We start from the raw sequence: 14,673 nt of genomic DNA, 5'->3' as shown, positions 1-14,673 counted from the left end.
GGGCAACGAAACTTCTTCAACTCTCCTCGAAAACTGAGGAAAATCGGTCACTCAGAATTGCTCAGCAGGACCGGCGGATTCCTCCTCGACCTGCTCGTACATCTCATCCGGGAACGGGAGGCTGCCCCAGATAGAGTAGGGACATTGGTCTTGGCCGATACAGTAGCGCTGTAGATCGTCGTTATCGCAGTTCATCGGCAACGGGGTGTCGCCGTCGATCGTGTTCGAGAACTCGTAACGGACCTGGTACTCGGTTTCCTGCTCGTCGTACCACGGCCACCGAGAGAAGACGTCCTTGAGATCCGTGACGATTTCGTCGAGGCTGCTGTCTTGGTACTGCGGCAGCCACATCACCATCCGCGCGAAGTTGTAGAGGTCCTTCCGCACCGGCTTCTTCTCGTGGAGCCGTTCCTCCATATTCGCCATACAGGGGAGTTCGAAGAGGTCTTCGATCTCTCGCACCTCGATCTGTTCGACGCCGGTTCCAGCTCGCCCGATTCGGTACGTATTGACGCGTCCGTCGCGGTCGATCGTGACTGCCGAGTGAGACTCGTGGTCAGCCAGCGTCTTCGCGAGACTGCTCGGACTCGAGATCCAGTCCGTTACAGAGGATTCCCAGTCGTCCTCGGCATCGTACGCCGTAACAGCTCGATAGAGCTCTTTCGCCGTGTGGAACTCACCCTTTTGCGCCACGTCGTCGGGCGCGTCACTCAGGGCCCGCCGGAGGACGCGAATCGTCCGTTCCCCACGGTCCCAGTTCCGCCAGATTCGCTCGTGATGGCCGGTCTCAAGGAAGCGATCGATCCGCTCCGTAATCGCAGACTCGTTCGTGGTCAGCCACGTCAGCTGGTCATCGGAGAGCCCGTCTTCTTGCACCCGCAGGAGCTTCTTGAACGCCCGCTCAGCATAGTCCCGGTACTTACTGTCGAAATCACCTACTGGGACGTACAGGTTGTTGTCCTTAACTCGTGTCAGTATCTCTCCATCGTCGTCACTCCCCGTCGCCGCTTCGTCCTCCCGAACAAGGCAGTTGCGTGACGCCGCCGCCATCGGGATTTCGAGGTACAGGCCCTCCCCGAACTCCGGCATCTCCGTGATGCCTGTACAGACCCGACCCGGATGCGGGCCATCCTCACCTGGCTCCTTGCTGTACAGTACGTCGGCGATGTCCTGCTGGAGCGACCCATCTCCGTGGGAGCGGATGAGGGAGGCGAGATTGTTGACGTACAGCTCTCGGATGTCGTAGAGCACCTGGATGTTCCGGGGCGACGCGTGCTCAAACTTCGGGTGCTCTTTCACACAGATCGCACTCAACGTCGCGAGCACGGCAAGCGTCCCCGGCTCGTCGACGAACGGCTCATCAGCGGCGTCGGCACGAACCTGCTCTTTGAACGCCGCCGTCCCGAACCGCTCGACATCGTTCACGAGGTCCTCCGGCTTGTCCTCGCCGTCGACGACGTATCGGTTGTAGCCACGTGTAAACAGCTGGTTGATGCGGGTCTCACCGTACTCCAGCGGGAGTGCCGCAACTCGATACGCCATGTCCTCGTCGTCGGTGGGCGTACTCGGACTCATTCGTCGATCACCTCCGGTGTCGCCGACCGAACGTCGAACGCCGGACTCTCGATAGGTTGGACGATGCTACAGACGTCGGCGTGCAGCGAGTAGGGCAGACGAGCGACACGCCGGCGGTCGGCCGTCACGACGGGGTCGATCGGGATGTCGTACGTCTCGAGGAGGAGGTCGTTCAACACCTCGCGACTCTGCTCGTCGTACCGGTGCGCCAGGTCGGTATCCAGCAGGTAGACGTGGACCCCTGCCCGCTGTAGACGACCATCGTCTCCTCGGCGTCGAAATCGTCCTCAAAGATGTCGCGCACCTCGAACCCGTACTCGATGGCGCGGTCGACGTCTTCGAAGGCGTACGGATACCCCTCGGGAGCGGCGTCGAGGATACCCGCAGCGTCGAGGAGCGCATCGTCGTCCCGACTGTCGACGTCCGCCGACACCATCTCGTCCGCTCGGTCTCGGGCGATCTCTTTCGCGTCGATGTCGACCAGGAGGACCCAGGGTCGTTCCCAGTGATCCAGCGCGTAGTAGACGGCGTCGGGCCGTGGGTCCGGTTGCTCCAGCACCTCCGGATCTGTAAGCGCGAACTCGCTCCGCCCCAGCGGGTCGTTGCGAGCTGGATGCCGAATGAACTCAACGACGTCCTCGAAGTCGTCGAACTCGGGCGTCGTTCGGTCCCCCGACGTATCTGTCTGCCACGTATCCCGCCGGATGAAGTCCTTGGCCGGCACCTCGTCTTTGCGAACCGGGTGGGACTCTCGGAAGGCGATGGCGTACTGTTTCGGACCGGTCGCCGTGATGAATTCCGGCAGGTCGTCCAGATAGCGGGGAACTCCTCGGCGTAGTAGGCGTAAATCTCCTCGCGGGTCGCCTGTCGCCAGGTCATTGGTTGAGTTCTTGGTCGAGATTTTTGAAGCCCCGAACGGTGGTCAGGCCCGTAGCATCGAACTCGTCGACGGCGTCTCTGATGGTCGCGAACGACCGTGCCGCCCGCCCGCTGACCCGCTCTCCGATCCGATCGGCGTCGGCAAGGCTATCCAGGACGTCGAGCGCCGTCTCGCGATTGTTGAAGGCCCAGATTGCGTCGGCGTCCACCGCGCTGAGTTTGTCGTAATCCTCGACCGGGGCGTGCCGGTTGTTACTCGCGAGCTCTGCTTCGCCGGCCCAGACGAGATCGCCGTCTCCGTCGAAGCCGGCCACGTCCAGTACCGTGCCGTCGTCGCTTTCGTAGTACGGCTCCACACGAACGACGTCGTCCTGCTGGTGGACCCACAGTTCGAGGAGTCGGACGCCAACCTTGTGTGGCGTTTTCTCGCCGAGATCGCCCGCTCCTGGTCCCGCCTTCAATTCTCTCCCCAGGAGGTCTCGACCGTCGGGGAGGACGGTGTAGTACTTGCGCCCGGCAGCGGAGTCCGCTTCCAGGAGATCCTGCTCTGTGAGCCGCTCTATATGGAGGTCGTCGTATTCGTCCCGAAGCTGGCTCATCCTGTCCAGTAGCGTGTACTCGTCGTCCTCTCTGTTCATCACGTCGAGGACCCGATTCAGGAACCGGACGTCGTCACGGCTGAGCCCGCGTTGTCGGAGTTCGTCATCGGGGACGGGTACGCTGCTTTCCTGGACGGGCGTTGCCCCGTTCTCCGGCTGCGCTGCTTGGTCACCAGCTGGGTCCTCGTCCGTTTCGGTGGCCTGCCCGAACAGGGAGCTCATCTCTGACTCGTCTGCATCTGGGTCGCTGTCCGTCTCGGTCGGCGTGGTCGACGTCGACGCATCTTCGGTCGTCGATTTGCTGATGAACGCGGATTGCGTCGGGTCCGTTCCTGAGTCGCCGTCGGTAGCCGAGCCCGTCGTCTCGGCCCCCGAACTCCCCCAGCCAGTCTCTTCCGGAGCAGTGCTCGACTCAGTCGGTTCTGTTAGCCCGTACTGGGCCTGTGTCCGCTTGACCATCCGTGGCCGGGACACGGACTCGAAATGGTCTTCCTGGGGTTCTGTGAGCGGCTGGTCGCTTTCTGGATGCCCCGCTGCAATCGGAAGCGGCTTCAGCGAAAACGGCGGCGGACCAGTCTCTCCGAACGACGGACTCGGGAGCTGCGCAATCCACTCGCCGCTCGGCAGCGTGTTGATTCGGTTGCGGAGTTCGGTCGGAGAGAGGTCCTCGTGGGCAAGCGACTCCGCGAGGTCGCGCTCGATCGAGATGTTGCCGATGAGCTTCGTCTTGATGTTGTTCAGCACCTCGTCGTAGGCCCGCTCGTTCCGGTTCCGCACCTGTTCGGGGAACTGCATCACGAGTCCCATACTCAGCCCGAACGACCGGCCCTGCGGCAGTAGCTGCTCGGAGACGAGCTTCGTCGACGCGACCGGCGCCGCCTCCTCGATGATGAGGTTCGTGAGCTTCTCGTAGTCGGTCTGACCGTCGCGACGGCGAACCTGCACGGCGTCCCAGAGGTTGCTCAACAGCAGGAGTGTGATCGCTCGCTGTGCCTCCGGCCGGAGGTCGCCGAGGTCGAAGATGATGGTCGCGTCTTCGTCGAGGAACTCGCGGAAGTCGAAGCGGTTGTCGACGTACTCGCCGGCGTCGTTCTGCTCAGGGACGTGGCTGAAGATCCGCCGGAGATGCGCGTCCTCTTTGAGCTTGTCGAGGCGGTTCCCGACGGCGTCCATCGACACCTGGAACTGGTGGTTATCCTTCGCGAAGTGGCGCGTCAGCGATTCCTCGATGTTCTGGTTGTCCGCCGAGACCGGGGGAATCGTCTGGTCGCGCTGCATCCGGAGCGCGGCGGCGAAGAGGTCGTCCAGCCCGAACACGTCACTCCCATACTCCTCGTCGAACAGCGCCTTGATCAGGTAGCTGAGGATCTCGTTCGCGACGAACGCCTGCCCGTACTGCTCGCGGCCCATAATCATCCGGAGGATGTCGTGGAAATGGTCGACCTTGTCCTGAATCGCGTCCTCACGGTTACGACCAGCCTCGAGCGCGGGCCGGATGTCGAAGAACGAGAACGCGGGAATCGTCCCCGGGACGCGGAAGTGGTAGACGTCGTCCAAACCACCGAATCGTTCGTAGTGGCAGCGCAGGTAGTTCTCACACATCCCGTCGCCCTTCGGGTCGACGAGGACGACGGGGCCACCCGTCGTCTCGCGGAGCGAGAGCGCGTCGTTGATGATGGCCTTCGACTTCCCGCCACCAGTCGACGCGAACCGCCCGTAATGCGTCGGCAACAGGTCCGGCGGGATCCGAATGGGGTCCGGCCGTGGCTCACCGTTCTCGTCGAGCGCGTAGCCGATGGCCATCCCGTCTTGGAACTGCTGGATCAGATCCGGATTCGGCCACGGGAGCGGATTCCGACTCTGCTGTTCGGCCCTCGTTCCCCGCGTCCCTTCGACGGTCAACTGTTCGGAGGAGGGGACGAGGACGAAGTTCGCGAGCTCCGTCCCGCTGAGGACCAGCTCGGGGCGGGTCTTCCTCGTCCCGTCGTCAACTCGCGATTGAGGAGGCGCTGGAGAGCGGCCCGTGCCTTCTTCTCCTTCGTTTTCTCACGGAAGCCGCTGTCCCGGAGGCGTTGCCCTTCGACCTCGTAGAACGGCCCATCAAGCGGGTCGAACACGGGGAGGAGCGAGTCCATTCGGCCATCGAGGTCGTCGCGGGTGTCGTCGGTGGGGACGCCGACGGCCCGGGTGTTGACCGTGAACGACCGTTTGGCGTTCTTCGCGTCGATGTACTCGATCCGCTTCTCGACGGCCTCGCTGAGCTGCCGGTCGTCCTGGTCGCTCCGCTGCTCCTCGACCTCGAGCAACGAACCGACGACTTCCTGGAAGAACGTATCCCGGCCGTCGACGAGGTCCTCTTTCCGCACCTCCGCATCGGACTGCCAGCTGGCACGCCGTTGGAAAACCACCTGGAAGGCGGTCGGCGCCCTCGCCTCCATCAGATGGTCGATCAGCGACGCCAGCGCCGCGCCGGGCTCGTCGACGGACGAGAGATCGCCGCTCGTTTCCTCTGTCGTGAACGGCGTCAGCGAGGTCATCCAGTCCTGCTTCCGCGACGCGGCGCCACACCACCGGACACCGAGCGGCGAGACAGCGTTTTGTGCCGGGCGAGCTAGAATCGTTCCCGCTGGTGTCATCGTCGGCTTCTCGATGGCCCGTTGCTCTTCCTCGTCGTCTGGAAGTGCATCGGGCGGTGCTGGCTCAAGGGCTGAGTCCCCGACAGTCACGTGATGATCGGGGACTCTCGTGGCTGCCGTACCGCCGTCGACAACGGGGTCTGCTTCGGCTGACTCGGAGTCCCTTGATTCCTCGTCGACGATGTCGTACTGTTCTGCCGGGCCAAACTCGTACTGCAGCCGCCCGGCCTCGTAGTGTTCGGCGAATTCCTGTGGTGTAAACTCGACCGGCTGTATGAGCCGGGCGGAGACGTCGACGTCGACGCGCTCGATGTCGAACGTGGCTGGATAGATGGAACGGAGGCGCTTCTCGAGCGTATCGAGGTGCGCATCGGCCCCGTAGAAGAACTCTACCGGGTCGTCCGGGCCATCACTGATCGCGAGGAACTCGAATCGGGGTGGTGTCTCACTGTGGAGCGGGTTCAGCTTCGCCCCGAGGCCCGACGAGCCGGGCGTGGTCAGCTTGTGGAGACTGTCGAGGACGCGGGAGATGCTCTCCGGGTCAAGTCGCTCGGATGTCGGCGTGACGCGCAAGTACTCAGCCATCGTTGGTCTCCTCCGTTGACCCGCCGTCTGGCTCAGCTTCGACGGCGTCTGATTCCTCGTTCAGTTCGCTCGTTTCGTTCGTTCCGTTCGTTGCTCGATGCTCGAGCTCTTCCTGGAACTCCTCCATCTCGGTATCGACGGCTTCGTCGCCGGCGCCGGGCAGTGAGGATCGGACCTGTGAGGTCGGGTCGAAGTCGATGACCTGCTTCTCCTTGGGCATCGCTTTGACTTGGATGCCGCGCCACTCGCCGTCGACGCCCACGAGTGCCTCGGAGAAGCCGGCGTCCTCGTTGCCCGGCACGGCATCTTGGACGAACCGCATCTGTGCGTAGTTCAGGCCGAACTCGTCGGCCCACTCCTCGTCCATCCCGTCGAGGCGGTGGAACTGCTTGACCGCACACTGGTCCAGAATGGCCTCGCTCTCGGCGTGCTCGAAGAACTCGTCGACCGTCTGCGTGACCAGCCGGATCGAGAGGTCGTGGTGGCGGTGGTGACGGAACACCGTTTCAAGAAACGCCAGGCTCGCGGCGTCCTGCATGATGTACCGCGCCTCGTCGATGTAGAACACGACCTCCTTCTCCGAGACTTTCGCCCGCTCGTACACCAGCGAGATGAGTAGCTGCATCGTCAGCGCCGTGCTGCTATCGACGCTGCCCTCCTGCTGGGCGAGGTCGAGGTAGATGACTTTCTCGTCGCGAATGTCGAAGTCGGACTCTTGGCCGAGATTGGCGTGCCGACCGTCGTCCTCGAAGGGGCGGAGCTGGTCGAGGAGCCACGTCGCGTCCTCCTTGATCTTCCCCGCCTCCTCGTCGGACCGGACGACGAATTCCTCGGGGTCGTCAACCATGTCCTCGAAGACGTCCATCATATCCTGAATCGTCGGGCTCGGATTGTCGTGCGTCGAGATGTCGTCGGTGATCCCGTTGCGTTTGTACGCCCGCTTGAGCCCGAGTTCGAGCGTGGTCCGGCGGTCGCCCAGCGAGATGCCCCGAAGCGCGAAGAAGTTCGTCAGGAAGCTCATCGCGTCGTCGAGCTTCTCGTTGAACGGGCTGGCGTCCTCGCCCATCGCTCGCTGGACGTGCTCGGGTGTCTCCCGAATCTCCAAGGGGTTCAAGCCGAGCGTCCCGCCGACCGTGATGCGTTTGGCGTCAAGCGCTTCGGCGACCCCCGCCCAGTTGTTCAACGGCTCGAGGATGATGCCGATTCGGTCCTTGCTCTGCTCGATGGAGCGGATAAAGTTCTGCTTCGAACTGAACGACTTCCCCGAGCCGGTGTCGCCGACGGTGAACATCGCGTAGCCGTTGTCCCGGGCGAACGGGTCGATGACCACCGGACTCTGGTTGTCCTTGTGAATCCCGAACTCGACGCCGCCTTCCTCGAGGATCGTCGCGTTGTGCGGCGAAGACAGTAACGCGCCGATGGCGCCGCCGAGCGCAATCGACGTCCGCCCGAACTCGTTGTCGCCGATGGGTGCGGCGGACTGAAGGGCGAGATCCTGGCGACAGATCGCCGTCTTCGGCGTGAGGTTCGCCGGATCGTCGCGGAGTGCGCTTTTGACCTTCTGGACGGCGTCGCGGAGGTCCTCCTTCTCGTCGGCCCTGACCGTGATGAACATCCCCTGGTCGAAGACGTTCGCGCCGTTCTCGACGGCCTTGTACGTCGCTGCGGCCTCGTTGGCGCGTTCCTGAAGGTAGGCACTCCGCACGCTCTGTTCGAGGTCAGCGTCCACCTGAAGGTCGTCAGCGATATCCTGCAGTTCGTTCCGCGCCCGCTCCTGGTTCTTCGGCGTGATGTGGGCCGTCAGGTCGAACTGCACGTCCGTCATCTCGAAGAGCTCGGAGAGGTAGCCGTCGTTGGGGTAGTCCGGATAGTCAGCGATGTATAGCGTCGTCGTCCACTGCTCGCCGACCCGTGCCGCGCGCGTCTCCCACTCGATCGCCGCCGGCGCCGTCACCGTCTTGTGTGACTCAGCGATGTCGTCGAGGAGTTGGCGTTCGGCCGCGCCCTGTTCGATGGTCTCCTCGTCGAGCAGATCCGAGAACTCGACCTCTTCCTCGTCGTCTTCGGTGTACCAGTCCCAGAGGAGTTTCCCGCCGATACCGACCAGTACCGCGAGCAGGATGTAGAGGGCCGCCCCTTCAGCTGAGGTCGGATTCGTGAGCCACTCTGTGAGCTGGCTGACGGCTCCGCTGCCCGTCTGGAGGACGAGGTTACGCATCGTGGGCATCCTCCCGGCGCGAGTGGCCGATGATGGGTTGTTCGCGAACGACGCGCTCCGCGTCGTCGTAGTCGTGTTCGCGGCCGTTCCAGAAGTCCATATTCAACACGAAGAGTTCGACCGTGCTGAGCCGCCGAGCAGACCACCCTGAGGCCTGCTGGATGAACTCCGACCGCACGTCGTTGACTCGGCTGTCCAGCTTCTCGAACATCTGTGCGCGGCGCTCGACGTCGGTGAGGTCCTCGCGGCGGGTCACGAACGGGTTGAACAGGAACCCGATGACGGGGAACTGCGTCAGCTTCTCGGCCGGCGTCCCCTCGTCACGGAAGCGGTCATAGACCTCCAGCGGGGTGACTTGGACGCCGATGTAGTACCGCATCTGCTGGATGCCCCGTTCGCGCATCTCTTTCGGCCGCGTCTCCCGATACTCCTCGAGGAGTTCCCGGAAGATGGGGTTCTCTTTGACGTCCTCGTCGTTCAGGCGGTCTTCGATGTTCTCCGTGATCTGTTCGACTGGGAACGAGCGGGTCGTGGCGTGGAGTTTGAGCTTCGAGTCCAGTTCCTTGTTGGCGAACTCCTCGCCGGCGTCCTGGAGCTGTGCCCAGTCGTCGGACATCGCGAAGTCCATGTTGCCGGGGTCGATCTCGATGAACGCCTCCATCGTGCCGTCCGCGCGCTGGATCGCGCCAGCGCCCGGCCACGCCCGTTCGATGTTCGTGAGGTCCTGCGTCCGCTCGTCGGGCTTGAACGGCGTGTAGTTCGCGAGCCCGCCCTCGTTGCGCTCTGTCTCGTTGGTACTACTGTCGGCCTCCTCCGGGGCGCTGAACGTGATCTGGGGGCGCTTGACGTAGCGATAGACGTCTTTCGTCCACGTCCACGCGTTGAGGTGGTCGGGCGAGACGTAGACGATCGCGACGCCGAACCCGAAGCCACCTGCGACGAACGGCAGGGCGAGTGATTCGATGCCGGTGAGGCCGGCGATGAACAGGCCGACGATCGGGAAGGCGATCAGGACGCCGACGTCGCCTTCCTCGATGTTGAGGTAGGGGATGCGACTCTCCTCACCGAACTGGTCCATGATGCGCCGTGCGGCTGCGTCTTCGTCGATGGACATGGATTGTTAGTAACCTCCAGGGTCGTTCTCGGTCCGCCGGTAGGACGGCGTCCCGCCGTCTTCGTCGCTGTTCGCGCCACGGGCTGCAGCTTTCTGCGCCACAGCGTGTCCCGCTGCGGCCTTCGGTCCCCATCGGGCCGCGGTCGTCGCGACGCCGGCGCCGCCGATGTAGGCTCCAGCGGCGACACCGCCGATGAGGGCCGCTCCTTTCGTCGCACCACCGAGAACCTTCGCCGTGAGTGGGGTCGCGTATTTGAACGTCTTCCACGTGACATAGAGCGCGACGAGAGGAAGTGAAGACGCGACGAGGTACTTGAGGAACGCTGTTCCCGGCGTCAACGTCCCTCCAGAGTAGAGTAGGTCGTATCCTTTGAGGACTATCGCCGCAGGCAGGGGTAGGATGGCCAATGGGACGAACCGTTTGCTGAACCCCATCGCGACATCAGAGAGGACAGGGATATTGCCGTACGCAACGGCGAACGCTATGGGCATCCCGTACAGGTAGACGTAGAGGAGAATCTGCCGTATGTAGAACAGCGCCTCCAGTGCCCACATCGAAATTCCTCCGATAAGAGCAAAGAGGAGACCAAGACCGGGGTTGGTAATCGACCCCGTTATGAACTGCAACATAGCAGAGCCCAGCGAGGACAGCTCCGGCATCAGGGCAATCGTGAACCCATCAACAAGGTAGAGCGCGAGCGCTCCAATCCAGTACCAGGTAATAATCAGAAAGGCTCCGACCCAGGCAGTCTTCTTGGTCTTCCGAGCCTCGTACGCACTCCCGATATTGAAGATGCGGATGGTGTGTCGTCCCTGAACGCTCATCACAAGTAGCAGCAGAGAAATCAACATGATCTCGCCGCCGATGAGCCCTTCTTGGATTGCTGGCCAAGGGGCGTTACTTGGTTCTCCGAAAATGAACGTCCCGTCAGTCTGGGGAGTCGGAGTGCCAAACATCTCTTCGGTCAGCGTCTGATACCCCGACCGAAGCCCGTCCATGAACAGACCGATGAACCAATCGACGACGTCTTTGAAACCCTCGAGAACGACGTCTATCAGGTCCACCATCGTTAGGCCTCCGTGATTGAAACCTCGCAGTCACTCATCTCCGTGGATCCGGAGTACTGTACATCGAAGGATTTCGATACCTGGTCGCCGCCAACCTGGGTTCGGACTGTGACGGTGAACTGGCCGCTGTTACCGTCCGGGGAGCATCCCATTCCCTCCTCAGATTCAGAACCAAACGGGAACGAACTACTGAACAGGTCGGTAGTTTCTCCCGGCGAGATCACCACCTGCTCGGTTTCATACATCCCGCTACCTCGGGGATCTTCGACAGGGTTTGGAACATCGCCGGAGAAAATTAACTCAACAATCGCTTCTGGTCCGCTTCCGGTGTTTTCGACGGTGACGTACGCTTCCCCGTTCTTTAGCCGATCCGTCTCGGTGTCTCCATAGACTTCGTCCCACGGCTTCTCAGGGTTATTCCGGTAAAGACCGACCTCTTGAATTCCAATTTCCGGCTGAATCACTGAGGAACTCTCAGCTAGCGTTTCTTCACCGCTGAGGGCCACGACAGTATACTCTCCAGGCTCGTAGGAAGTCCCGATCTCGAAAGAGACCTGCTGTGACCCAGCAGCGGTTTCTCGCTGACCGAACAGTTCCCCATTCGGCTGGACGAGATTGATCTGGTCGACTTCCTCCTCTGAGGAGTATTCAACGACGAGTTCTGTCCCCTCTACAGTGATTTCCTGGATGACTCCTCCTTCATCAGACGGTGTTGAGTTCCCGCCACCCGGGGAATCGCCGTTGTTGAGGCATCCGGCCACGCTCGCGAGAGCGGCGCCGGCGACTGTTCGGAGGGCGGTCCGTCTACTGAGGTGGGGATTGTCCTGAGTCATGGGTTTTGTCCGAAGATGTCTTCTGGGCCGAGCATCCGCAGGAGGCGCTTGCCAGCGTAGAACATCACGAAGAAGGGCAGGAGCTGCCAGCCGACCTCGAACACCAGTGCAAACCAGCCGTCGATCGTCCCGAGTGGGTGCCACCGGGCCGTCGCGGTATCACTCACGTACGCCGGGTCGTGACCGAGCCACGAGCCCGGATGGTACCGAGCCGTGTAGATGCCCGGTTCGTCGATGGTCACGATCGCCACTCCCGAGGCGTTGGTCTCGACGCGCTGATCCGCGACCGTGATGTACCCGTTCCGGGTGGTGCCGCCGATTGGATACTGACGGCTATCGTCGAGCGCAATCGGCGCACCAGTTTGATTGTCCCGCAGTTCGACCCTGAGCGTGGCTTGCGACTGATTCTGTTGGATGACCTCGACAGTGAGATTACTGCGGCGGAGCTGTCGCTCGGACCCGGCATCCGGCTCGACGATTGACGCATTCACGCCCCGGACGATGCCCGCAACGTGCAGCGCCTCTCGATCGACGTTCTCGGCTCGAACGGCGACGCCGCCGTCGTCGTGTACGACTGGTTGACGATGTCGATATTGATGTTCTCACCGATGGTGCCGACTGGTGACGGGCGGTCAGTCCCCCAGGTCTCGATGAGTTCCGGTCCGTTTCGGACCGGCTCGGCACGCGGCCCGATCCGCGAGGGATAGGCGTGGACGTACACCGGAATTGCGTCTGACTCGATGGTGGCGCTATCCGTGCGATTTGACCGGACGAGCGTGTCCCAGTTGGTGTTCCGAGCGGTGTAGAACCGCCAGATGCCACGGACCCGTGCCTCACCGTCCTCCGTGAGCGTGTACCCCTGCCACGGCCGCGACTGGAAGATGGCCACGCCGGCATCGCCGTTCGGATACTCGGCGTAATAGGGGTACGCCGAGAGGTCGTAGATCTCGACGGCGATCGAATCGGAGACGTTGCGTGATTCCGTCCGATAGGTAACGTCGACGTCCGTCCGGTCACCCAGGTCGGTCCTGACGGTTTTCTTCAGCCGGACGCTAATCTCCGCTTCCAGCGTGAGATTCGCACTCCAGTCGTCCTCGATCTGGTAGTCGAGGGCAGGCGTATGGGCTCCGTCACGCTCGGCGATGGTCTCGCCGTCCTTCTTCAACCGGACTTCTTCGATCTCGTGCTCCGTGAGCGACCACGAGATAGTCGTGTTGCCGGAGGAACTCCCGTTGGGGACGCGAACGCGGTAATCAACGAACCCGCGCATCGTCCCATTCGGTGCGATGTACAGTGGGGTTTCACCGGACTCGAGGTGTCCACGAGTAGAGGGCTGGGCCGCGAAGATCGTCGCGTGAGCATCTTCGATGAAGACGCCGTCCTCGAGGTCTGCGTGCGGTGGATGTACGGACGTATCTGGGCCACCGGCGTCGAGGTCCTCAAAGTCGTTCCGCGTCCACGTCGCCGCTGTCGCGGGCGGCCGTTTGAACGTAATGTCTGTCCCGTTCGCGACTTGATGGACAGCGGAGCGGTTCTCGCCGTAGCGCTGGCGGTACTCCTCTTGGCTGATGTAGTTGTCCGCATCCCGAGACCACAGCGTTGCCGACTCGTTTTCCGTGAGCCCGTTCCCCTCCGTACCCGGTCGCGGCGGGTCAGCGGCGACGATACCCGTGACCAGGCTCGTCGCGAGCAAGCCGGCCATGAGCACGGAGAGCTCTCGATGGTTCATAGGGCTCGCAACGGGGACTGCGGGGTAGTTACCAGGGGACGAGGTCGACGCACTGCGCCAGCGGGAGGCCCATCATCGACCCGGCGACGGTGTACAGCGGGCCGAGCACGACGAGGACGACCGCGGACTTCATCGCCGACCGCTTGTGGCGCTTGAGGCCCTTCTTCTGCTCGGGATTGAGGGTGAACATCTCGATGAGGGAGTCAGCCTGCCAGACGATGGCGAGGCCGACGATCCCCAGCGCGGTGGTCAGCTGGAAGAACCCCTCAATCATGCTCGGGAGGTTGTCTGCGCTACAGACCGCGTTACTCTGGGCGGCGACCGGCTGGACAGCGAACAGGCTCAGGAGGACGACGGTGAGCGCTGCCTGCCGAGGGATCTTCCCGGTCAGCGGTGACTGGTTTTCGACGCTGGGCTCAGGGTCGGAGGGAGTCTGGTCCTGTGACATAGCGAGTCAATCATCTGTGGCGTCTCCAGCTGGTGGCTGGTTCTGTTGCTCTTCGACGAGCGACTGTAGGTCGTCGAATCGGTTGGTGTCTTCTGCGATCTCGTCGAGCGTGTAGCCCTGCTCGCGGGCCCGTTCGAGGAGGTCGCGGAGTTCATCGGGGTCAACACCGCGGACTTCCATTTCCTCGCGGAGGGCGCGGCGATAGAGGGCGGAGGCGTTGATGTGGTCGTTCCACATCAGGTACAGGTCATCGATGTCTTCGATGGTGACTGACCTCGTAATCATACATGCGGGTATGGGTATGCACCGGTTGAGTCACGGTACATATTGGCGCGGTAGTTGGATGATACCTAAATGCTTTCTGGCTACCAAGTGGTGCAAGTTTATCGGATAAATTATAACCAAATCACTTGTTTACCTCGTAGGAAAGGACTTAACCAACGAAGGCGCAGGAGGAAGAAGTCTGTTGGTTAAGAGTGAGAATCAGCTCACTTACTCGAGCTCCACAACTTCGCCGTTTCCCCGTCGAGGACCTCTCGAACCTCGATCAGGAGTTCCTGACCCTCCTCGTGAAGTGCTGTACCTTCGTCGAGGTCGCACTCATCTGCGTCGAGCTGCTCAATGATCTCCTCGACGCGACTTAGCCGATCGTGGATTTCGGAGTCTTTTGCCACGGTTAGATCACCCCCAGCCAAAGTCCGGTGATGACCAGCAACAGCAACAGCAACACAGCGATCGAGACTTTGTAGTAAATCGGTGAGAGCCTCGGGTGCAGTCGCTTCATCGACTGCTTCGGCGAGCTCCTGTTCGTGTTCGTGCTCCTGCTGGAAGGTCTCGTACGCGCCGTCGAGCTGTTGCTCCAGCGGCTCGATCTCACTCGCAAGGAACTCTTGGCGGGAGTTCACGATATACTCGCCGGCGGCGGTCGGCGTGATCGTCGCAACGTCCGCCACCTGATCCGCGATGAGTCGGTCATCGGTGTGTCCGAT

Annotated in this window: 7 protein-coding genes and 5 pseudogenes; all 12 read right to left on the bottom strand. The window is 62.1% G+C overall.

The window, feature by feature from the left end; all coding sequences use genetic code 11:
• Positions 1-51: 51 nt before the first annotated feature.
• Positions 52-1,575 carry a primase-associated protein gene (locus tag V8686_RS17835; RefSeq protein ID WP_340696150.1) on the bottom strand — a complete coding sequence of 508 codons (1,524 nt, stop codon included), beginning with the start codon at positions 1,573-1,575 and terminating at the stop codon, positions 52-54.
• Positions 1,572-2,454 (bottom strand): annotated as a pseudogene (locus V8686_RS17830) (DNA primase). The gene V8686_RS17835 and the pseudogene V8686_RS17830 overlap by 4 nt, the downstream one beginning before the upstream one ends.
• Positions 2,451-6,274: pseudogene (locus tag V8686_RS17825) on the bottom strand (ATP-binding protein). The pseudogenes V8686_RS17830 and V8686_RS17825 overlap by 4 nt, the downstream one beginning before the upstream one ends.
• On the bottom strand, positions 6,267-8,501 hold the full coding sequence (locus V8686_RS17820) for a VirB4 family type IV secretion system protein (RefSeq protein WP_340696120.1): 2,235 nt from the start codon (positions 8,499-8,501) through the stop codon (positions 6,267-6,269). The pseudogene V8686_RS17825 and the gene V8686_RS17820 overlap by 8 nt, the downstream one beginning before the upstream one ends.
• Positions 8,485-9,606: a hypothetical protein gene (locus V8686_RS17815; protein WP_340696119.1), complete on the bottom strand. Its 1,122-nt coding sequence runs from the start codon at positions 9,604-9,606 to the stop codon at positions 8,485-8,487. Before V8686_RS17815 ends, V8686_RS17820 begins: the two co-directional genes overlap by 17 nt.
• Before the next feature lie 6 nt (positions 9,607-9,612).
• Complete coding sequence (locus V8686_RS17810; RefSeq protein WP_053772807.1) at positions 9,613-10,674, bottom strand: hypothetical protein; 1,062 nt, start codon at positions 10,672-10,674, stop codon at positions 9,613-9,615.
• Between the two features lie 2 nt (positions 10,675-10,676).
• The gene (locus V8686_RS17805; RefSeq protein WP_340696117.1) at positions 10,677-11,507 is read right to left on the bottom strand and encodes a hypothetical protein; all 831 of its coding nucleotides are present in this window, start codon (positions 11,505-11,507) and stop codon (positions 10,677-10,679) included.
• Positions 11,504-13,236, bottom strand: a pseudogene (locus V8686_RS17800) (hypothetical protein). Before V8686_RS17800 ends, V8686_RS17805 begins: the two are co-directional and overlap by 4 nt.
• A gap of 28 nt (positions 13,237-13,264) precedes the next feature.
• Positions 13,265-13,684, bottom strand: a complete 420-nt coding sequence (locus tag V8686_RS17795; protein ID WP_008580508.1) for a hypothetical protein — start codon at positions 13,682-13,684, stop codon at positions 13,265-13,267.
• A 6-nt stretch (positions 13,685-13,690) separates the two neighbouring features.
• Positions 13,691-13,969: a hypothetical protein gene (locus tag V8686_RS17790; protein WP_008580506.1), complete on the bottom strand. Its 279-nt coding sequence runs from the start codon at positions 13,967-13,969 to the stop codon at positions 13,691-13,693.
• A gap of 207 nt (positions 13,970-14,176) precedes the next feature.
• Positions 14,177-14,358 (bottom strand): annotated as a pseudogene (locus V8686_RS17785) (exodeoxyribonuclease VII small subunit).
• A gap of 57 nt (positions 14,359-14,415) precedes the next feature.
• A pseudogene (locus V8686_RS17780) lies at positions 14,416-14,637 on the bottom strand (hypothetical protein); the annotation flags it as partial.
• Positions 14,638-14,673: the final 36 nt, after the last annotated feature.

The sequence above is a fragment of the Haloplanus litoreus genome (assembly GCF_045690335.1).
Taxonomy (GTDB): Archaea; Halobacteriota; Halobacteria; order Halobacteriales; family Haloferacaceae; genus Haloplanus; species Haloplanus litoreus.
The sequence above is the reverse complement of the archived record's forward strand: the minus strand, read 5'-3'. Positions and strand labels throughout refer to the sequence as shown.

What these genes read in the sequence shown, in the direction of transcription:
- V8686_RS17810 (WP_053772807.1), bottom strand. Translation starts at nt 10,674, where the DNA reads ATGGTGGACCTGATAGACGTCGTTCTCGAGGGTTTCAAAGACGTCGTC.
- V8686_RS17835 (WP_340696150.1), bottom strand. Translation starts at nt 1,575, where the DNA reads ATGAGTCCGAGTACGCCCACCGACGACGAGGACATGGCGTATCGAGTT.
- V8686_RS17820 (WP_340696120.1), bottom strand. Translation starts at nt 8,501, where the DNA reads ATGCCCACGATGCGTAACCTCGTCCTCCAGACGGGCAGCGGAGCCGTC.
- V8686_RS17790 (WP_008580506.1), bottom strand. Translation starts at nt 13,969, where the DNA reads ATGATTACGAGGTCAGTCACCATCGAAGACATCGATGACCTGTACCTG.
- V8686_RS17815 (WP_340696119.1), bottom strand. Translation starts at nt 9,606, where the DNA reads ATGTCCATCGACGAAGACGCAGCCGCACGGCGCATCATGGACCAGTTC.
- V8686_RS17805 (WP_340696117.1), bottom strand. Translation starts at nt 11,507, where the DNA reads ATGACTCAGGACAATCCCCACCTCAGTAGACGGACCGCCCTCCGAACA.
- V8686_RS17795 (WP_008580508.1), bottom strand. Translation starts at nt 13,684, where the DNA reads ATGTCACAGGACCAGACTCCCTCCGACCCTGAGCCCAGCGTCGAAAAC.